Here is an 18,659-nt window from a genome sequence, read left to right as displayed (position 1 = left end):
CTGCGTCAGCCGCGAGCTGATGCGCGGCTTCCAGCCCCCGCGATCGCCCGCACGACACGTGCGATACGTTCGTCGCGCGCGGCGGGCCTGATACGTCCTGACCGTTCGAGCGCGGCGAGGCCATGAAGGGCCGCCCAGAACGTCTCGGTGACGACCGCGGCATCCTTGCAGAAGGGCGCGATGACCGCGGCCAGCGCATCGAAAGCAGCCCGCAGCTCCGGCCTCGTCTCCGCCACCGCGAACCGCAGATCGGTCGGCAGGACGAACATGGCATCGTAGAGCGCAGGACGGCCGAGCGCGAAGCCGAGATAGGCCGCAGCGACATTCTTGAGCGCAGAGCCGCGAGCGCTCGCTTGCCTCGCCGCGTCTTCGAGGGCGGCCGTGATCTCCTTGAAGCCCTCGAGGGCAACCGCGGACACGATCGCATCCCTGTTCTCGAAATGCGAATAGAGCACGGGCTGGCTGTATTCGATCTCGTCGGCCAGGCGCCGGATCGTCACCGCGCCCCATCCCTCGCGCTCCGCGATCGCGCGCGCGGCCGCGACGATGTGCTGCTCGCGCTCGGCGCGCGCCCTGCCCTTTCGCTCCGCGATGCCCAGATTCTCGCCCTCCGCCGGACAGCACTCATCATACCACCGCTTGACGATCTAGCAACGCTAGATTATTGTCCTAGCGTTGCTAGGTTATCGACGGCCGTTAGAACGGAGGGTCGCATGCACTGGTTTTCGCTTGGGCTTGCCTTGCTGCTGGCGGTCGCGATCATCGCGATTGGGGTGCAATACGTTGCTCGCCCGTTCACTGCGATGCGCAGTTTCGGGCTGCCACTGCCCGAGACCGGCGCCAACGTCGCGTGGTGGCTGCGGCTCAAGGGCGTGAGGGACATCGTCTCGGGCCTGGCGGTCCTTGCATTGATGATGTGGGGTAGTTCCGGCGCGGTTGGCCTCGTCCTGCTCGTCGAAGCCGTCATTCCAGTTGGCGACATGCTGGTCATCCTTGCCGCGAACGGCTCGAAGACGAGCGCCTTCGGCATGCACGGCCTCACGGCCGCGATCATGGTCCTGGCGGCCCTGCCCCTGGTCACCGGAGTGTCTTGAGATGGCGCACGCTGTTTCGATCTGGCTGCTGGTCGCCGCCTTCTTCGGCGCCGGCGTCTTCAACGCGGTCGGCACGGCCGACACGCGGCGCGATTTCGCCCGTTGGGGCTACCCCGCCTCGTGGGGCAGACTGACCGGCGGGCTGGAGATCGTCGCCGCCATTCTGATTGCGCTTCCCCAGGCTCGCATCGTCGGCCTGGCGCTTGGATCGGCGATCATCGCCGCGGCAGCGGTGACCGTTCTGCGCCATCGCGATGTCCGGCACCTGCCGCCGATCGGCGGATTCGTCGTCCTGCTCGGGCTTGCCGCTGCCGCGCCCTGAAGGATCGCGCGGCGTTCGGAGAGCCGGATTCTCGCGCCTGCTGTCGGTCAGCGCCTGTCCTGCGATGAACCTTCTGCCTCCCGTCTTGACCTACCTCAGGGCGGGAGGAGATTGAGGTCGCAAATGACGGCTCTGACCAAGGTATTTTATAAGGCATTTTCTGAAACATCCGAGGGTCGCAAACACGCGTTGCTCAAACACCTCTTGCTGCTCGGTGCCGCCATATTGCTGGTGGCGGCGATGGCGCTGACCTACGGAACAGATCTGAGCCCCGGCTTTTTCTGAGCGGCTTTTTCTTCCTCTGCTTCGGCGAACAGCGGTTGCCGTCGACGGCATGTCCTTATGATCGGCATCCGCATGTCTGCCTCGGGCATGAGCGGAAAACCGGGCTTATCGCGCCTCGACCAGCGCCGCGAGTTTCGCGAGTGCCATCCGCCAGCCAGTCTCGTTGTCGGTCGGCGATACCGCGCGTGGCAGTCCAGCGTGGGTGGCGTGAAGTTCGGTCCCGCCATCCGCGTCGGCAAGCGTGATGGTGATCGTCATCTCGCCGCGTAGCGCGGGATCCGTGGTCTCGAACTCGTCCACTTCGACAACCTGCTCATTCGGGACGAGCTTCACAAAGCGACCGCGATATGTGTCCGTTTGCGCGGTCGTCTTGCCCGCCCCGGTCGGCACGTCATAGGTGAGCGAAATCCGCAACGAGCCGCCTTCACGGGCGTCGAACGCATGCACCTCGCAGGTCATTCCGTCCGGCACTTTCCATTTTGCAATTGCGCGTGGATCGAGCAGCGCTCGATAGACCGCCGACCGAGGCGCGGCGATGTAGCGCCGTATCGAAAGGGTCTCGTCCATGTTCATTCCCTGCTGACCTTGCGCATCGTCTCGAACCGTCATCCGATAGGACCGATGGTGTACCGGCGGCAGGCTTTTGGATAGGCTCGTTGCCGATGATGCGGCCTGCCGCTTGACGCGACCGACGAACAGCACCCGGGAGTCCATACGATGATCACCCTGGGACGACATCGGCCGCTGATCCAGACTCCCTTGGACGAAGCGACTGCCCTGGTCGCGATCTTAGACATCGCGGCCGACGCGATCGCCCAATTCGATCCCGATCATTCTGGCCGGCCCACCCCATCGACGACGAGACTGCCGACGGCGATCCCAGCTTCTACAAGGGCGCCGCCGGGTGTGATCTGGGCCCCCGACTGCCTGCATCTTCGGTTGTTTGTTCTGGCTGGCGAGATAGCAGAAGGGCAGATCCAAGCCGGCATGTTCGTCACCGTGCCGCTGGACTCTTCGCTGTCTTGGTGATGAAGGCGCCGTCGATCTGAGAAACCTTCGCACACGTGACGAGCTTCGGCTGGCGGACCAGGTTCTATCTATTCTCCGGGCACGAACTTCAAACGACGCATCGGCAAAGCGAGGAGCGCACGCGACCCGACGGGCAAATCACTGCTGCGAGACTCGCGTACGCCCAGCACATCCGCCCATCACCCGGAGCCCACGCTCCAAGAAAACGCCTCCGTCAGAAAAATTCATTCGCCTGCGGGTTCAAACACATCTCTCTATCCAGCCCTCCCGGCCTGAAGATTTTTGTTTCTTTTTTCCAGAAATCATGATCTTCTCTCTCCATCCCGTCTCACAAGAGGGGCGCTTCGCGGTCGTCACGAACGTCGAGGCGGGATGCGGTGGGCGTGTCGATGTCGCAGCGTGGTTCTCCACGCCGACGAACGGCGGCGATGCGCACGGTCAAGTCGCGTGGTCCTGACACCCCGACGCTGGTGTCACGCTTGCGTTGGCGCTCACGCGCGGCGCGGGCAACGGTGGCCAGAAAGCCCGGCGCACCGGGGAGATCGCGAAGCAGCCGTCAAAACCATCGTGCGGGGAATGCCGGGTGATCTCGGCTGAACCTGTGGTGACTGCCGCCTGCTTTTTTTCTGCAGGCGGGCCATGGGTGCGGCCAGCGCCCGGCATTCCCCGTGCCCTCTTCCAAGAGAGGGACATCGATCAGCAAAGCTCGGACGCGAGAATGCGCCGCGAGGCAGCGAAGCCATGTCGCAGCGCCCTCATCACAATCTAACCGCCGTCATTGCGAGCGAAGCGAAGCAATCCAGAGTCGCGCGCGCGACTCTGGATTGCTTCGTCGCTACGCTCCTCGCAATGACGGAGAACTTGACCGAAGAGACTCCTCATGGATGGCCGGTTCAAGCCGGCTTGCCGCCGTCACGACGACGCGGCGGCGGCGGAGCCCGCGGTTGCGTCGCCCCGCGATCGTCACGCGCGCCTCGCGTTCACAAGGGAGGATATTCAACGATCGGAAAACCAGACCAAGCTGGGTCACCGGCCGGACCGGCCGATGGTGGGCACGACAGGGATCGAACCTGTGACCCCTACCATGTCAAGGTAGTGCTCTCCCGCTGAGCTACGTGCCCTAAACCCAAAAGGTCTCGTCGGGTGGGGGTCCCTATATCGGCTCCCACGCAGGCAGGCAAGGACGCAAACAGGCGAAAATGGGAATAATCCTGAACTTCGCGACGCCGGCCCCGGCGGCTCAGGCCGCCAGCATCTTGTTGACCTCGCTGACGAGCTCGCGCAGGTGCACCGGCTTGGACAGCACCTTGGCATTCTTGGGCGCCTCCGAATCGGAGTTCAAGGCGACCGCGGCGAAGCCGGTGATGAACATGATCTTGATGTCCGGGTCGAGCTCGGAGGCGCGGCGCGCCAGCTCGATTCCGTCCATCTCCGGCATCACAATGTCGGTCAAGAGCATCTCGAACGGCTCCTCGCGCAACCGCTGGTAGGCCGACATGCCGTTGTCGTGGGGCGAGACCTGGAACCCGGCATTTTCCAATGCCTTGACCAGGAAGCGGCGCATGTCGTTGTCGTCTTCGGCGAGCAGGATTTTGTGCATGGCGAGGGGTTGTCTGGTCCGGGTGAGAGGCGGAGCGTTGCCGCCACTAAGCCTGACGGGCGGTAAATTTCGGGTGAAAGATTGCGCCTTTTGATCCGACATCGGCAAGGCATTTTGAGGGCTGAAGCCGCGGTCTTCGATCGAAGCAGCATGCCAGCTCAGAGTTGTTCCAAACGCGGGATGAACTTTTTCATTGCTTTTCGCTTGGCAGACCGGCTGGGATTATCGAAGATGCGCGTTGGCGAGAGCAGTACCTGCGTTGTCCAGAGCGAATCGGCCGGAGGATACCGGCGCATCAACGGACGTGACATCGACGCACGTGACCAAGGGGACGGCGCCCAGAGATGACGGACTTTGATGGCGAATTGCCGCCGTTCGAGATCATGGAGCCGACCGAATGGCGCGCGCCCATCATCTTCAATTCCCCTCACTCCGGATCGGCCTACCCCGACGATTTCCTGAGGGCCTCGCGAATCGATCTGCCGGCGCTGCGGCGCTCCGAAGATTCGTTCATGGACGAATTGATCGCCGATCTCCTGTCGCGCGGCTTTCCGGTCGTTCGCGTGCATTTCCCGCGCTGCTATGTCGATGTCAATCGCGAGCCCTATGAGCTCGATCCGCGAATGTTCACCGGGCGGCTGCCGAGCTTTGCCAACACCCGCTCGATGCGGGTGGCCGGCGGCCTCGGCACGATCCCGCGCGTGGTCGGCGACGGCCAGGAGATCTATCGCGACCGGCTGAGCGTCGACGAGGCGCTGCACCGGATCGAGACGCTGTACAAGCCGTATCACCGCGCGCTGCGCCGGCTGATCAACCGCGTGCACCAGCAGTTCGGCACCGTGGTGCTGGTCGACTGTCATTCGATGCCGTCGGTCGGCGTCTCGCGCGACGAGCCGCGCCGGCCCGACATGGTGATCGGCGACCGCTACGGCACGAGCTGCGCGTCGCTGCTGCCGGATCTGGTCGAGGACGTGCTCGGCCGGCTCGGTTATTCGGTCGGCCGCAACAAGCCCTATGCCGGCGGCTTCATCACCGAGCATTACGGCAATCCGGCCACGGGCTTGCATGCGATCCAGATCGAGCTCAACCGCGCGATCTACATGGATGAGCGCCGCAGGGAGCGCGGACCTCGCTTCGCCCAGGTCGCTTCCGATCTCGCCGTGCTCGCGGAGGTGCTGGCGACGGTGCCGCTCGGCGACCTCGGGCCTTTCCAGGCGGCGGCCGAATAGAGGGCAGCGCCCTCGGTCCGAAGGATTCCGGCCGGTGGCGCCGGCGCAAAAAAAAGGGCCGCTTGAATGACAAGCGGCCCAAGTCTAGGGAGGAAACGCCCAAGGAGGGCAGCGATAACGCGAAGCGCTACCGCACCGCAACAATATGCAATCGCGCTGCACAAAGCGCAAGGGTTTTTCCGCCTTTCTCCATGCAAAAAAACATAGGCCGGGTTGCGTTCAGCGCGAAACAACTTTGCTTTTCATCATAAAAGTCAATGGCTTGATTGGAGATTCCAAACGATCGGAGAGGGACGCCGGTTTCGCTTTCACTTTCACATCAGGGGCTCCGACGGCTCAATCGCGCCCCGTCAGCGCGGCCGGACACCAAACGGTATCCATGATGCCACGCTGGTGTTCCATATCCGGATGCACCCCGAACCGCTTTGAGCTAGGCATAGCGGCTCATTGCCACCCGATTCCCTCACCCAAGGACGCGCTGTGACGGTCATCGATTTCTCCGCCTTCATCGGTCGTCTGGCGACCGCGTCTGGCGAAACCATCCTGCCGTTCTTCCGGACCTCGCTGCTGGTCGACAACAAGAGCAGCCGGCAGGATTTCGACCCGGTGACCGAGGCCGACCGCGCCGCCGAGGCGGTGATGCGCCGCCTGATCAAGGCGAACTTTCCTCAGCACGGCATCGTCGGCGAGGAATTCGGCAATGAGCGCGAGGACGCCGACTACGTCTGGGTGCTCGATCCGATCGACGGCACCAAGTCCTTCATTGCCGGTTTTCCGACCTGGGGCACGCTGATCGCGCTGCTGCACAAGGGCGCGCCGGTGTTCGGCATGATGCACCAGCCCTTCATCGGCGAGCGCTTCGCCGGCGACAACGGCTCCGCCAACTACAAGAACGGCGGCGGCGAGCGCCGGCTCTCGGTGCGGCGCTGCGAGCGTCTCGGGGATGCGGTGTGCTATACGACGAGCCCGCTGCTGATGAACGAGGCCGATCGCGCAACCTTCAGCCGGGTCGAGGCCGAGACGCGGCTGTCGCGCTATGGCGGCGACTGCTACTCCTATTGCATGCTGGCCGCGGGCCATCTCGATCTCGTCATCGAGACCGAGCTCAAGCCCTACGACATCGCGGCGCTGATCCCGATCATCAACGGCGCCGGCGGCATCGTCACCAACTGGGAAGGCGGCCCGGCGCAGAACGGCGGCCGGATCGTCGCCGCCGGCGACAAGCGCGTCCACGAAGCGGCGCTGAAACGGCTGGCCGCGGACTGATCCCGCCTCCACCGGCCTGGCTCCGCCTCGTGCAGAACGGACATCCGGCCTGTCGTCGGGCGCTTCACGCGGCGGCCCGGCGCAAATGCTCGACGAGCAGTTTCGCGGGACGCGGCAGCGCCTTGAAGCTGCGGGCGCAGATCACCAGCCGCCGATCGGCCCAGGCGTCGCGCAGCGCGACGAGGCTGATCGGCATCGACCGCGCGCAACGTCGCGCCGCCGCTTCGGGCACCACGGCAATGCCGATCCCGGCCGCCACCATCTGGCAGATCGCGTCGAAATCGCGCAGCCTGGCCCGCACGTGCTGCCGGATGCCGAGCCGCGCGGCGTGCCGGCCGATATGGACGTTGAGCGCCGTCCCCTGCGTGAGGCCGATGAAATCCTCCCCCGCGGTCTCGCTGAAGTCGATCTGTCGGCGGGCCGCGAACGGGCTGCGCCGTCCGGCCACCAGGATCAGCCGGTCCTCGCCGAAGGCGAAGCGCTCGATCGTCTCGGGCAGCGCGTGCTCCGCCGCAAAGCCGAGATCCGCCCGGCCGGACGCGATCGCCTCGGCGATCTCGGTGCTCTCGCGCTCCTCGACATCGACGTTGATGTCGGGATGCTCGCGCAGAAAGGCCGCCAGCGCCTTCGGCAGATGCTCGGCGAGGCCGACCGTATTGGCGAGCAGCTGCACGTTGGCGCGACGGCCGGATGCGAAGCCCGAGAGCTCACCCTGCATGGCCTCGACATTGGCCATGATGATGCGGGCGTGATCGAGCAGGCTCTCGCCCGCCGCGGTGAGATCCACGCCACGCCGGCCGCGCTTGAACAGCTCGACGCCGAACGAGTCCTCCAGACCCTTGATCCGCGCGCTCGCCGAGGCCAGCGCCAGATGCGCCCGGTCGGCGCCCCCGGTGATGCTGCGGGCCTCGGCCACGGCAATGAACAGCCTGAGATCGACCAGATCGAAACGCATGGTCATCCTGCCTCAGTCCTGGACGAAGGCTTGCTCCGTAACCTCCACATTGTGCCGCCGGCGCAGTCTGGTCAATGTGACAACCATGATCGACCCCATCCTCATCTTCATCGCCTTCGCGCTCACCTTGGCCGGCTTCGTCAAGGGCGCGCTCGGCCTCGGCCTACCGACCATCTCCGTCGGACTGCTCGCGGTCGCCATGCCGCCGGGCCGCGCGCTCGCCATCGTCATCGTGCCGGCCGTGATCACCAACATCTGGCAGACCTTCGCCGGACCTTACCTGCGCGATATCGCCAGGCGCCTGTGGCCGCTGATGCTGGGGACCGCGATCGGCATCTGCCTCAACGCCGGCGCGCTCAGCCATGCCTCGACCCGCTGGGGCAACGTCGCGCTCGGCGTCTTGCTGATGCTCTATGCCCTGCTCGGCCTCACCAAGCTCGCCTTCAAGGTCGCTCCGCCGCACGAGAAATGGGTCGGCGGCATCGTCGGGCTCGTCACCGGGCTGATCTCGGCCGCCACCGGCGTGCAGGTCGTACCCTCGGTACCGTACATGCAGGCGATCGGGCTCGAGAAGGACGAGTTGGTCCAGGCCCTCGGCGTGTTCTTCACGGTCGCCACGGTCACGCTGGCCTTCAACCTGACGAGCTCCGGCCTGCTCAGCACGGCCACCGCCCTGCCCGGCGCGGTCGCGATGGCCGGCGCCTTTCTCGGCATGTATGCCGGCCAGGCGGCGCGATCCCGGCTGCCGGCCGAGGCGTTCCGCCGTGTGTTCCTGATCGCCATGATCCTGCTCGGCCTGTATCTCGCCGGCACGGCGGTCATCGAGCTGCTCTGGTAAAGTCAGCGCGCCTCGAGCATCGCGATCCGGACCCCGAGATAGATCAGCAGCCCGCCGATCGCGCGGTTGAGCCAGAGCAGTGTGGCGGACGAGCCGCGCACGCGGCGCGCAGCACGGGCCGCGACGACGGCGACGCCGAGGCACCAGATCGTGCTGTTGACGATGAAGATCGTGCCGAGCAGCAGGAAGGCGATCGCCTTGTGCGGCGCCTCGGCTGCGACGAATTGCGGCAGGAAGGCGAGGAAGAACATCGCGACCTTCGGATTGAGGATGTTGGTGAGCGCGCCCTGCCAGAACGCCTGGTGCAGCGTCACCACCGGCATCGACGTCGCATCACTCGTCCTGGCGGCGTCCGGCCGCCGCGCCAGAAGCTGCGTGATGCCGAGATAGACCAGATAAGCCGCACCGGCCCATTTCACCGCAGCGAAGGCCGTGGCAGAGGCTGTGAGCAGCGCCGACAACCCGATCGCGCTTCCGAACACGTGGATCAGGCAGCCCGTGCTGATGCCGAAGGCGGCAGCGGCCCCGCCGCGCCAGCCCATCTGCGCGCTGCGGCCGACGATATAGGCGGTGTCGGGACCCGGCGTGATGTTGAGCAGCAGCCCGGAGACAAGAAACAAAGGCAGATCGTGAATGCCGAGCATGATTGAGCATTTCCTAACAATACTGGTCTAACCATACCTGGCCTCGGCATTGCCGTCTCGCCCCGCAGAGGCCGGCGCGGGGCCGCATGGCGAGGTGCCGCGATGGGTTCCGGAAAAGCGTTGGATTCGGCCGCCTCGGCCGTGGTATGCGCGAGGCGGGAGCACGATGTGATGGAAAGACGCCTCGCCGCCATCCTTTGCGCCGACGTCGCCGGCTATTCGCGCATGATGGGTATCGACGAGGACGGCACGCACGCCGCCTTCAAGGCTCATCGCGGCGCCATCCATCCGATCATCCTCAACCACGCCGGCCGCATCGTCAAACACACCGGCGACGGCTTTCTGCTGGAATTCGCCACCGCCGCCAGCGCCATCCAGTTCGGGATCGAGATGCAGTCCCTGATGGCGGAGCGCAACGCCGATCTGCCGTCCGACCGCAACATGCGCTTCCGGCTGGGAATCCATCAGGGTGAGTTCACGGTCGATGACGGCGAGGCCTTCGGCGACGGCATCAATGTCGCCGTCAATCTGGAATCGATCGCCGTCCCGGGCGGTGTTGCCGTCTCGGCCAAGGCTTATGAGGAGGCCGGCCCGCAACTGCCCATCAAGCTGACCAGCGCTGGAAGCTTTCAGTTCAAGAACCTTCAGGAGCCGGTGCAGGCGTGGACATGGGAGCCGGGTAGCGCGGCGATCCGGAGCGGGACGAGCGTCACCGGCCTGCCGCCGCAATATCGCTCCGCGATCGTCGGCGTGCTGCCGTTCGTCAACCTCTCCGACGGCGCCGACGCGTATCTCGCCGACGGGCTCGCGGACGACCTGATCCATGCGCTGTCGCTGCAATCGTTCTTTCGCGTCCTGAGCCGCACCTCGACGTTTCGCTTCAGGGACCGCGGCCTCAATCCCCGCCTGATCGCACGCGAGATCGATGCGACCTACCTGATTCAGGGAACGGTGCGGCGCTCTCGTCACAAGCTCCGCGTGACGGCGGAGCTGATCGCGCCCGAGACCGGCGCTCAATTGTGGACCGGTCGCTACGACGGCGACGTCGGTGATCTCTTCGCGATGCAGGACGAGATCACCACCAGCCTATGCGCGGCGCTGATGCCGGAGATCTATCGTGTTGAAGCCTCGATTCCGGTCCGTGCGCCGGCGACCGACCCGACCGCCTGGGACCGCTTCCTGCGCGGTCTGTCGCACTACTACCGACCGACCAAGGCCGACTACGAGATCTCCATCTCGCTGTTTCGGCAGGCGATTGCGCTCGATCCCACTCTCGGGCTCGCCCACGCTTATCTTGCGACCATTCTGATGCAGGGTATCAATTTCGGCTGGATCAAGGGCTCGCGCGAGCTCTGGGACGAGGCGAAAAATCTGGCGCTGGACAGCGTGCGGCTCGACGGGCGCTCGTCGTTCGCCTATGCGATCCTTGCCTTCGTGCAGGCCATGCAGGGCGACCATGAGGACGGCATGAAGGCGGCGCGCAAGGCGACCGAGCTCAATGCCTACGACATGGGCGCGCGCGGAGTGCTCGGGCTTTGCCATATGGTCAACGGCGAGCACCAGCAGGCGATCGATCTGTTCTCGATCGCGGCCCAGCGCGGCAACAGCGATCCGCGCTACCAATGGCCGGCGCTGAACGCCTACAGCCACTACCTGCTCGGCCGCTACGAGGCCGCGTTGTCCTGGGCCCGCGAGGAGCTGTTTCTCTACCCGAACCATCTGCAGGCGCTGACGATCCGCGCGGCGACCCTGGCGCAGCTTGGCGCGACCGATCAGGCGGGCGACGCCGTCGACGTGCTGCGCGCGCAATATCCCTGGCTGACGCTCGACCGCCACATCAAGAACATCCGATGGAAACGCCGGGAGGATATCGATCACTACCGCGACGGACTGATCAGGGCCGGGCTGGTTTGAGCCAATCGGGCCGCATGGTGCCGGCCCGCCACATGGCCTACACATTGCTTCCGCAAATTGATTGGATTCGACCGCTGTTGCCGTGGTATCGCCGTGTGTGGGAGCAAAGACGGAATGGAGAGACGGCTGGCCGCGATTGTCTGTGCCGATGTGGTCGGTTACTCGCGGATGATGGGCGCCGACGAGGCGGGAACCCATGCCGCGTTCAAGGCGCATCGCGGCGCCATCCACCCGATCATCCTCAATCACGGCGGCCGCATCGTGAAATACACAGGGGACGGGTTTCTCCTGGAATTTCCGAGCGTCGTCGGCGCCATCGCGGCCTCGGTCGAGGTGCAGAAGCTGATGGCCGAGCGCAATGCTCATTTGCCGGCCGACCGCGTGATGCAGTTTCGCCTCGGCCTCAACATGGGCGACGTCATCTTCGATGAGGACGAGGTATTCGGCGACGGCGTCAATACTGCGGTGCGACTTGAAGCCGCAGCACCGCCTGGCGGAATTGCCGTCTCCCACAAGGCCTACCAGGAAGCCAGCAAGCACCTCACGGTCACCTTCGTCGACCGCGGGCCGTTCCGCTTCAAGAACATCGAAGACACGATCAACGTCTGGACCTGGGATCCGTCCTCGCCGGAGAAGAGACGCGAGCAGCGGTCCGCCACGGCCCTGCCGGCGCAATACCGGACCGCCATCGTCGGCGTGCTGCCATTCGCCAATCTCAGCGGCGAGACCGACGAGTACTTCTCGGACGGCCTGGCGGAGGACCTCATCCATGCGCTGTCGCTGCAGTCGTTCTTCCGGGTGCTCAGCCGCAACTCCACCTTCGCCTTCAAGCATGCCGGCATGAGCGCCCGCCTGATCGCACGCGAGATCGATGCGACCTATCTCATCCAGGGCTCGGTGCGGCGCTCCGGCGACAAGATCAGGGTCACCGCCGAGCTGGTCGCGCCGGAGAACGGCGAGCAGCTGTGGGCCGGCCGCTACGACCGCGACATCGGCGACCTGTTTGCCGTGCAGGACGACATCACCGCCAACCTGTGCACCGCGCTGATCCCCGAGATCTACCGCGCCGAGGCCGCGGTGCCGGTGCGGTCCAAGACGACCGACCTCACGGCGTGGGACCGCTTCCTGCGCGGGCTGTCGCACTACTACCAACCGACCAAGGCCGACTACGAGAGCTCGATCGCGCTGTTCCGCGAGGCGATCAGGATCGACCCAGGTCTCGCGATCGCCCACACCTATCTCGGCACCATCCTGCTGCAGGGCATCCATTTCGGCTGGATCAGGAATTCACGGGAGCTGTGGGACGAGGCAATGGCGCTGGCCGAGGCCGGTGTCCGGCTCGATTCCCGCTCGTCGTTCTCCTATTCGCTGCTGGCCTATGTCCATGCCATGCAGGGCCGGGTCGAGGCCGGGATGGAGGCGGCGCGCAAGGCGCTGCAGCTCAATCCCTATGACATGGGTGCGCGCGGCGTGCTTGGCGTCTGCCATCTCGTCGGCGGCGAGCACCGTCAGGCGATCGAGCTGTTCTCGGTCGCTGCCCAGCGCGGCAACAGCGATCCGCGCTATCAATGGTCGGTGCTGAGCGCGTTCAGCCACTACATGCTCGGCCAGTACGACGCCTCGCTGTCCTGGGCGCGGGAGTCGCACTATCAGAATCCGAACCATCTTCAGTGCCTCGCGATCCGCGCCGCCGCGCTGGCGCAGCTCGGACGCTCGGTCGAAGCCGGCGAGGCCGTCGCGGCGCTTTTGAGCCAGCATCCGTGGATGACGATCGAGCGCCTCCTGAGCAACATCCGCTGGCGCAATCCTGCTGACATCGCGCATTATCGCGACGGCCTCACCAAGGCCGGCATCCCGTTGACCAAGCTCACCCTCGTGGACACCAAGGCCAAATTCGCGGGCGAATAGCGCGATCGCGACTTGAGGTTGACACTTGAGGTTGACACTTGGGCGGGTTACTCCAATCATTCACGATTGCATTGTAGCGTTCAGACGGCGGCCGACCCGCCCGTTCCTCGGCGCAATTCGGCGCCGCCTTCGTTTGTTTGCGTGATTTCGTTTTCATCACTCAGGTGCTTTCCAAGGATGTTCTTCGATGCAAGAAGACAGCGCCCGCGCCCGTGACGCCCTGCCCGGACAGCTTCCGGTCTCGTCCGACAACCCGTGCCCCTTCCTGCGCGCGCTCGTCGCCGGCGGCTTCGTCGACGGCCACAGCGTCCCGCTGAAGACCATCGGCGACCGGGTCGAGGCGGCAAGCGGCGAGACCGGCTTCAAGAAGCGGCTCGTCGGCATCGAGACCTTCGGCGTGGCGCTGATCGCGAACGGCCTGTCGCCGCTGCGGCTCCTGAAGAGCCTGTGGTCCGGCGCCGATCTCGACCAGTTGCGCAACGGTCCGCTCGACAAGCATGGCGGCGGCTCGCGCATCCTCGACGCCGAGGCCAAGGTCCATCCCGAGGAGATCGACCGCTTCGCAAGCTTTGGCAGCGACTATCCCGATCCCAACGGGGGCACCGAGCGCGGCCTCAACGCGGCCCAGATCCAGACCTTCATGAAGGCCAATCTGACGCGCGACGGCGACCAGGCACGCTGGTACTTCCCGATCCTGATGCAGGGCGAATGGCCGGTGCTGCTGAACATCCTCGGCAAGGGCGACGGCGATGGCCGCTATCTCTCGGTCGCCGAGGTCCGCACGCTGTTCGTCGAGCGTCGCCTGCCGCAGCGTATCGCCGCGCGGCTGATGGCCAAACCCAAGCCCGCGAACATCGTCTGGCGCATCGGCAAGGCGCTCGTCGGCGGCGCGGTCGCCGCGGCGCTGGCGCTGCTGCTGCTCTGGGTGGCCGCGCCGGACGCGGTGAGCGACAAGCTACGCTCCATCCTGCCGTCCGATGCCGCGGCCCTGGTGCCGCCCGCGCTGCCCGAGACCGAGCCGACCAAGGCGGCCTACTGGCTCGACCAGGGCTGGAGCACGCAGGACCGGCACTGGTTTCACCACGTGACGCAGGGCACCGCGACCTTCCCGATTCCCTACGCCTGGTTCATGGCGATGGAGCAGCCTTATCTGACGCCGTTCGGCGCGCCCGGCCTGATCTCCGACAGCGCCTATCTCGAACGTTTCGGCTTCATCCCGAGCCCGAAGAGCGTCGACGGCGACCCAAGCGTCCTCCGGCCGTTCGGCTACGCCGCCACGGCTGCCAAGACCGAACCCGCCGCGCCGCTGCCCGCCGGCCTCAAGCCGACCCCGGCCGGCAATGAAGGCGGCCTGCCGGTCGGCTTCGCGCGGCTCACTGGCGCTGCCGATCCCACCACCGGTGCGCCGCAATCCGACAAGATCGGCCTCACCTGCGCGGCCTGCCACGCCGGCAGCATTCACTACAAAGGCGTGAGCGTGCGCTTCGACGGCGGCCCCGGCATGGTCGACCTGCGCAAGCTGGAAGAAGCCATGGGTTTTGCGATGATCTTCACGCAATACGTGCCCGGACGCTTCTCGCGCTTTGCCGATCGCGTGCTTGGGCCCAATGCAACCGATGCCGATCGCGACGCCCTGAAGAAGGGGCTGAAGGACGCGACCTCCTTCGCGCTCAACATGCAGGCCAAGAACTACAAGGACACGATCAAGGCCAAGAAGCAGATCGAGACCGAGGAAGGCTTCGGCAGGCTCGATGCACTCAACCGCATCGGCAACCAGGTGTTCTATCTCGACATGGCCGTGAGCGGCCTGCCGAACATGCTCGGCAACCAGGAGGCCATCGACGCGCCGGTGTCGTATCCGCCCATCTGGACGGTGCCGTGGTTCTCCTGGGCGCAGTATGACGGCTCGATCGCGCAGCCCTTGATCCGCAATGCCGGCGAGGCGCTCGGCGTGTTTGCACAGATCAACCTCTCGCCGGAGACCGCACGGGACAAGCTGTGGCGCTCGTCGATGGCGATCGAAAATCTGCTCTACATCGAGAACATGCTGCGCGGTCCCGATCCGTTCGCGACGACGACGCCCGCGTTCGGCGGGCTGACCTCGCCGAAATGGCCGGAGAAACTGTTCGCCGGCGACGACGCCTGGAAGATCGATCCGGCCCGCGTCGAACGCGGCCGGAAGCTCTATGCAACGATCTGCGTCGAGTGCCATCTCGGGCCGGTCGCCGACACCGTGTTCGACAAGACCTATCCGGACAAGAGCTTCTGGAAGATCAAGCCGGCCGATGACTGGGAGAGCAAGGGCTGGAATGCCAAGGGCCCGATCCTCGACCTCGTGCAGAAGCCGGTCGACGCGATGCAGACCGACCCTGGACAGGCGAGCATTCTCGCCAACCGCAAGGTCAGGGTGGCAGGCTTCCTCGAGGTCGATCCGGCCAAGGACCTGAAGGGCTGCAACCTGCCGCAGGACTCGACCACAGACATGCCCTATGCGCTGGCGCTGATGGCCGTCGTGCAGAAGGCCAGTGACAAATGGATGGAAGACCGCAAGCTCTCCGAGGCAGAGCGGGCCGCATTGTGGGGCGATCGCAGGAACTGCCCCAACCCGGCCGGCAAGAGCTATCGCGCCCGCCCGCTCAACGGCGTCTGGGCGACCGCGCCCTATCTGCACAACGGCTCAGTGCCGTCGCTGTACTGGCTGCTGACGCCGGCTGCCGAGCGGCCGACGTCGTTCTGCCAGGGCGCGCGCGACTATGACCCGAAGCCGGTCGGCTTCGCCGTGCCGAAGGGCGGCGAGAGCGCGTGCAAGGTCGGACAGACGCTGTTCATGGCCAATGATTCCAACGGCAAGCCGATCAAGGGCAACAGCACGCTCGGTCATTCCTTCGAAGGCCCGACCAAGCCCAACAAGGATTATCCGAACGGCATCATCGGCGGTGCCTTCTCGGAGGACGAGCGCTGGGACCTCATCGAATATCTGAAGACGTTGTGAGGATGTGAAGCGGCGCGCCTTGCCGACGGCGAGGCGCGCCAGCGCGTCATGCCGCTCTCCAGAGACCGGGGCGTAGGCACCGCCGGATGGTCGTGCCCTGCTCGCTCAGCGAATGCAGCATCACCCAGCCGTTGGCGACGAGATCGCGGACGCCCTGGTGGCGTTGCATGATCTCGTCCATCGCACTCTCCGGCGCGGCGATGAACACGTTCAGGCGAACCGGCTCGTGGATGAAGCGGGTGCCGTCATGCACCGACTGCCAGGGCAGTCCGACCCGGAGATCGCCGGCATTGCCCTCGAGCACGCCGAGTTGCCCGACGATGTTGTGCAGCACCTTGTTGCCGCTGCCGAAGGCGGCATTGTTCACGGTCGAGCCGTAGTACTGCAGATTGATCCAGCTCGCGACCACCATCGGCGCCGTCATGATCAGTTCGAGCGTCCGATGTCCCTCGTCGCGCCCCGCCTCGTAGGAGTGCAGGAAGACGCGGCCGCCGAGGTCAAGCCCGCGGGTGAAGCTGCGCGGCGCGGCGATGAAGGCGGCGTTGCCGGCGAGCCCCCATTCCGGCCGCACCTGCGACCAGTCGCGGGTGCGCGCGACGACGGCCTCGTCGACATCCGAGGCGTCGCGGATGCCGAGCAGCGCGCTGCGCTCGAGCCGCGCCAGCCGTCCGGCCTCGGTCAGCCGCGCCCTCAGCCGCGCGAGGTCCTGCGCGAGCGCCGCCGGAACGTCGTCCTCATCGAACAGCGTGACCGCATCGGTGGTGGTGTCGTGCAGCGCGCCGATGAACCAGCAGTCGGCGGGAATGTCGATGTCCTTGGCACGGAGGCCCTCGCGGACGCGCCGGTCGTTGAGCACGGCTGCCGCGACACGCGCGTTGGCTTCGCCCGTATGACCGCCGCAGGCGCCGCAATCGAGCCCGGAGGCGTGCGGATTGTTGACCGTCGTGCTGCCGTGGCCGGCCAGTAGCACGAGCCGCGCGAACGGCCCGGTCAGCGACATCGCCTTCAGCACCGCCTCCGCCATCGCGACGCGCTGCACGTCGTCGAAGCCGGTCACGCGCCCGCCGAGTTCGCCGGGCGTCAGTTGCGGCATCACCCGCGAGGCGACCTCCGGATCGAGACCATCTACGACCGGCGACGGCACCGGCCGTGTGACGCCGGCGCTATCGGTCGCGATCTTGGCGGCGAAGCCGAGGCCCGCAGCCTCCACGAAGGAGAACGACGACACGGCCGAGACCTTGAACGACTTCCATGCCTTGGCCGCGCGCCGCCGCAGCAGCCGCAGGCCGAGCACCTCGGCCTCCTCGACATCGTCGGCGCCCTTGACGGCCTCGCAGACGATGAAGGCGGGCTTCAGCAGCACCGGGCATTGCGCGCCGCCTCTGGTGTGGCCAATCGGCACGTATTCGATCGGGAAGCCGAAGAAACCGGCGAAGCCGATGGTCTCGGCTTCCGGATAGGCGGTCTCCAGCGCGCGGCGGAAGATCTCCGAGCGCACGTCGATGCAGAACGCGGCCTGGACCAGCGGCCGGGCCGGCAGCTGCGTGATCGAGCCATGCGCGCCGTGCGCGGCGAGCCGCGCGACAAGCTTCTCCCGAAATGCGATCTCATAGGCCTCGTGAAGGACGAGATCGATCGCGAGCTCTGGCGTCTCCTCGAGGCGATGATCGGCCGGCAGCCGGGAGGCCTCGGCCATCGCCTGCGCCCAGGCCGCCTTGAACGCCTCATCGGTCCGGGCCTGGAACAGCGCAAAGCCCCAGGCGAGCCGGATCGTCAGGAGCTCCAGCAGCGTATCGTCCCGCCGGCCATCGAGCTGCGCGTTCCAGCCGATATAGCGCGCATAGGCCGACCAGCCGCCGAGATCGAACAGCGCCCGCACCAGATAGTCCTCGACGGCGCGATCCGGGATTCCCAGCCGGTCGACGATCAGGCCGATCGCCTGCACCGGATCCGCCGGCAGCTCGGCGACAGCTTTGCGGAATCCCGCAAGGCCCATCGCCTCGGGATTGCGATCGTAGGCCGCGAATTTGCGCCAGGCCGCGTAGGGCTTGAGCTTGCGCACTGGGCTCGGCCAGCTCGCCTGCCCCTCGTCGAAATAGGTGGCGCAGAAGGCCGAGATCTCGTCGATCATGAAGGCGACAAGCGAGACGTAGCGGTCGCCCTCGGCGAGCCGGTCGAGCACCTCGGCGACGGTCGCGACCACGGCGGGCGGCGACGACTGCGCGGCCTCGGCAAGAGCCTTGCTCTTGAGCTGTTCGACGTCGAGGCCCATGGATGGATGCGACATGAGAGCCTGCGTCAGCGCGGCATCGTCGATCCGGCCGTCATCGAGCGCCTGCCGGTAATACGCCCGCGGCATCAGCATGCGCGTGCGCACCACGCGCTCGAAGGTGGCGGCGGTCGCCGCGAAGCTTTGGCCGGTGAAGCCGAGGAACGGATTGACCGCGACGAAGTGCTTCAGCGGCCACAGCGGCGCGACCCGCTGACAGGCGCTGTCGATGCGGGCCATGAGCCCGGCATCGGCGGGGGTGTCGAGCGGATCGGCCATGGACATGGCGAGGGCGGCCTGGGTCATCGGAGATC

General features: G+C 66.0%; 16 protein-coding genes and 1 tRNA gene. 10 read left to right on the top strand and 7 right to left on the bottom strand.

The annotated features are described in order from the left end of the window. Positions 1 to 5: 5 nt before the first annotated feature. Positions 6 to 599 carry a TetR-like C-terminal domain-containing protein gene (locus ACQR1X_RS29325; protein ID WP_434885427.1) on the bottom strand — a complete coding sequence of 198 codons (594 nt, stop codon included), beginning with the start codon at positions 597 to 599 and terminating at the stop codon, positions 6 to 8. A gap of 114 nt (positions 600 to 713) precedes the next feature. Between ACQR1X_RS29325 and ACQR1X_RS29320 the strand changes: the two genes are divergently transcribed. The 3 genes from ACQR1X_RS29320 (at position 714) to ACQR1X_RS29310 (ending at position 1,701) form a co-directional block, all read left to right on the top strand. Next, entirely contained in the window at positions 714 to 1,094 is a 381-nt protein-coding gene (locus ACQR1X_RS29320) for a DUF4267 domain-containing protein (RefSeq protein ID WP_434889548.1), read from the top strand. A gap of 1 nt (position 1,095) precedes the next feature. Then, positions 1,096 to 1,416, top strand: coding sequence for a DoxX family protein (locus ACQR1X_RS29315; protein ID WP_434889549.1), 321 nt, complete (start codon positions 1,096 to 1,098; stop codon positions 1,414 to 1,416). 123 nt (positions 1,417 to 1,539) lie between these two features. Further along, on the top strand, positions 1,540 to 1,701 hold the full coding sequence (locus ACQR1X_RS29310) for a hypothetical protein (RefSeq protein ID WP_315801844.1): 162 nt from the start codon (positions 1,540 to 1,542) through the stop codon (positions 1,699 to 1,701). A 105-nt stretch (positions 1,702 to 1,806) separates the two neighbouring features. Here the strand turns inward: ACQR1X_RS29310 and ACQR1X_RS29305 are convergent, their stop codons facing one another. Beyond that, positions 1,807 to 2,415, bottom strand: coding sequence for an SRPBCC family protein (locus ACQR1X_RS29305; protein WP_316179568.1), 609 nt, complete (start codon positions 2,413 to 2,415; stop codon positions 1,807 to 1,809). Between the two features lie 3 nt (positions 2,416 to 2,418). Between ACQR1X_RS29305 and ACQR1X_RS29300 the strand changes: the two genes are divergently transcribed. Beyond that, entirely contained in the window at positions 2,419 to 2,730 is a 312-nt protein-coding gene (locus ACQR1X_RS29300) for a hypothetical protein (RefSeq protein ID WP_315801842.1), read from the top strand. 1,046 nt (positions 2,731 to 3,776) lie between these two features. Here ACQR1X_RS29300 and ACQR1X_RS29295 read toward each other — a convergent pair. Together ACQR1X_RS29295 and cpdR are read right to left on the bottom strand one after the other, a co-directional pair. Further along, positions 3,777 to 3,851, bottom strand: a tRNA-Val gene (locus tag ACQR1X_RS29295). A gap of 119 nt (positions 3,852 to 3,970) precedes the next feature. Next, positions 3,971 to 4,330: a cell cycle two-component system response regulator CpdR gene (gene cpdR / locus ACQR1X_RS29290; protein WP_006610087.1), complete on the bottom strand. Its 360-nt coding sequence runs from the start codon at positions 4,328 to 4,330 to the stop codon at positions 3,971 to 3,973. 344 nt (positions 4,331 to 4,674) lie between these two features. On the opposite strand from cpdR, the gene ACQR1X_RS29285 reads away from it, so the two are divergent. Together ACQR1X_RS29285 and hisN are read left to right on the top strand one after the other, a co-directional pair. Next, on the top strand, positions 4,675 to 5,559 hold the full coding sequence (locus ACQR1X_RS29285) for an N-formylglutamate amidohydrolase (RefSeq protein ID WP_315801832.1): 885 nt from the start codon (positions 4,675 to 4,677) through the stop codon (positions 5,557 to 5,559). Positions 5,560 to 6,039: 480 nt separating this feature from the next. Then, positions 6,040 to 6,825: a histidinol-phosphatase gene (gene hisN, locus ACQR1X_RS29280; RefSeq protein WP_315801831.1), complete on the top strand. Its 786-nt coding sequence runs from the start codon at positions 6,040 to 6,042 to the stop codon at positions 6,823 to 6,825. 64 nt (positions 6,826 to 6,889) lie between these two features. On the opposite strand, the gene ACQR1X_RS29275 is transcribed toward hisN, so the two are convergent. Next, positions 6,890 to 7,780, bottom strand: a complete 891-nt coding sequence (locus tag ACQR1X_RS29275) for a LysR substrate-binding domain-containing protein (protein WP_434873633.1) — start codon at positions 7,778 to 7,780, stop codon at positions 6,890 to 6,892. Positions 7,781 to 7,865: 85 nt separating this feature from the next. Here ACQR1X_RS29275 and ACQR1X_RS29270 point away from each other — a divergent pair, with 85 nt between their 5' ends. After that, positions 7,866 to 8,618 carry a sulfite exporter TauE/SafE family protein gene (locus ACQR1X_RS29270; RefSeq protein ID WP_315801830.1) on the top strand — a complete coding sequence of 251 codons (753 nt, stop codon included), beginning with the start codon at positions 7,866 to 7,868 and terminating at the stop codon, positions 8,616 to 8,618. A 2-nt stretch (positions 8,619 to 8,620) separates the two neighbouring features. Here the strand turns inward: ACQR1X_RS29270 and ACQR1X_RS29265 are convergent, their stop codons facing one another. Beyond that, positions 8,621 to 9,262, bottom strand: a complete 642-nt coding sequence (locus ACQR1X_RS29265) for a LysE family translocator (RefSeq protein ID WP_316179594.1) — start codon at positions 9,260 to 9,262, stop codon at positions 8,621 to 8,623. Between the two features lie 171 nt (positions 9,263 to 9,433). On the opposite strand from ACQR1X_RS29265, the gene ACQR1X_RS29260 reads away from it, so the two are divergent. From ACQR1X_RS29260 to ACQR1X_RS29250, 3 genes are all read left to right on the top strand, one after another. Next, positions 9,434 to 11,176, top strand: coding sequence for an adenylate/guanylate cyclase domain-containing protein (locus ACQR1X_RS29260; protein ID WP_316217172.1), 1,743 nt, complete (start codon positions 9,434 to 9,436; stop codon positions 11,174 to 11,176). A gap of 114 nt (positions 11,177 to 11,290) precedes the next feature. Continuing rightward, the gene (locus ACQR1X_RS29255) at positions 11,291 to 13,084 is read left to right on the top strand and encodes an adenylate/guanylate cyclase domain-containing protein (RefSeq protein ID WP_315801827.1); all 1,794 of its coding nucleotides are present in this window, start codon (positions 11,291 to 11,293) and stop codon (positions 13,082 to 13,084) included. Positions 13,085 to 13,271: 187 nt separating this feature from the next. Then, positions 13,272 to 16,076 carry a di-heme-cytochrome C peroxidase gene (locus tag ACQR1X_RS29250; protein WP_434900136.1) on the top strand — a complete coding sequence of 935 codons (2,805 nt, stop codon included), beginning with the start codon at positions 13,272 to 13,274 and terminating at the stop codon, positions 16,074 to 16,076. 46 nt (positions 16,077 to 16,122) lie between these two features. Here the strand turns inward: ACQR1X_RS29250 and ACQR1X_RS29245 are convergent, their stop codons facing one another. Further along, the gene (locus ACQR1X_RS29245; RefSeq protein ID WP_315801825.1) at positions 16,123 to 18,651 is read right to left on the bottom strand and encodes a YbcC family protein; all 2,529 of its coding nucleotides are present in this window, start codon (positions 18,649 to 18,651) and stop codon (positions 16,123 to 16,125) included. Between the last annotated feature and the right edge of the window lie 8 nt (positions 18,652 to 18,659).

Origin of the sequence: Bradyrhizobium sp. HKCCYLRH3073, from assembly GCF_051167995.1 — a bacterium.
Classification (GTDB): domain Bacteria; phylum Pseudomonadota; class Alphaproteobacteria; order Rhizobiales; family Xanthobacteraceae; genus Bradyrhizobium.
Note: the sequence above shows the minus strand (reverse complement) of the source record. Positions and strands in the feature narration are given on the sequence as shown.

Excerpts from the sequence above, each read along its gene's own strand:
- ACQR1X_RS29320 (WP_434889548.1), top strand. The coding sequence starts at position 714 with ATGCACTGGTTTTCGCTTGGGCTTGCCTTGCTGCTGGCGGTCGCGATC.
- ACQR1X_RS29315 (WP_434889549.1), top strand. The coding sequence starts at position 1,096 with ATGGCGCACGCTGTTTCGATCTGGCTGCTGGTCGCCGCCTTCTTCGGC.
- ACQR1X_RS29310 (WP_315801844.1), top strand. The coding sequence starts at position 1,540 with ATGACGGCTCTGACCAAGGTATTTTATAAGGCATTTTCTGAAACATCC.
- ACQR1X_RS29305 (WP_316179568.1), bottom strand. The coding sequence starts at position 2,415 with ATGGACTCCCGGGTGCTGTTCGTCGGTCGCGTCAAGCGGCAGGCCGCA.
- ACQR1X_RS29300 (WP_315801842.1), top strand. The coding sequence starts at position 2,419 with ATGATCACCCTGGGACGACATCGGCCGCTGATCCAGACTCCCTTGGAC.
- cpdR (WP_006610087.1), bottom strand. The coding sequence starts at position 4,330 with ATGCACAAAATCCTGCTCGCCGAAGACGACAACGACATGCGCCGCTTC.
- ACQR1X_RS29285 (WP_315801832.1), top strand. The coding sequence starts at position 4,675 with ATGACGGACTTTGATGGCGAATTGCCGCCGTTCGAGATCATGGAGCCG.
- ACQR1X_RS29275 (WP_434873633.1), bottom strand. The coding sequence starts at position 7,780 with ATGCGTTTCGATCTGGTCGATCTCAGGCTGTTCATTGCCGTGGCCGAG.
- ACQR1X_RS29270 (WP_315801830.1), top strand. The coding sequence starts at position 7,866 with ATGATCGACCCCATCCTCATCTTCATCGCCTTCGCGCTCACCTTGGCC.
- ACQR1X_RS29265 (WP_316179594.1), bottom strand. The coding sequence starts at position 9,262 with ATGCTCGGCATTCACGATCTGCCTTTGTTTCTTGTCTCCGGGCTGCTG.
- ACQR1X_RS29260 (WP_316217172.1), top strand. The coding sequence starts at position 9,434 with ATGGAAAGACGCCTCGCCGCCATCCTTTGCGCCGACGTCGCCGGCTAT.
- ACQR1X_RS29255 (WP_315801827.1), top strand. The coding sequence starts at position 11,291 with ATGGAGAGACGGCTGGCCGCGATTGTCTGTGCCGATGTGGTCGGTTAC.
- ACQR1X_RS29250 (WP_434900136.1), top strand. The coding sequence starts at position 13,272 with ATGCAAGAAGACAGCGCCCGCGCCCGTGACGCCCTGCCCGGACAGCTT.
- ACQR1X_RS29245 (WP_315801825.1), bottom strand. The coding sequence starts at position 18,651 with ATGACCCAGGCCGCCCTCGCCATGTCCATGGCCGATCCGCTCGACACC.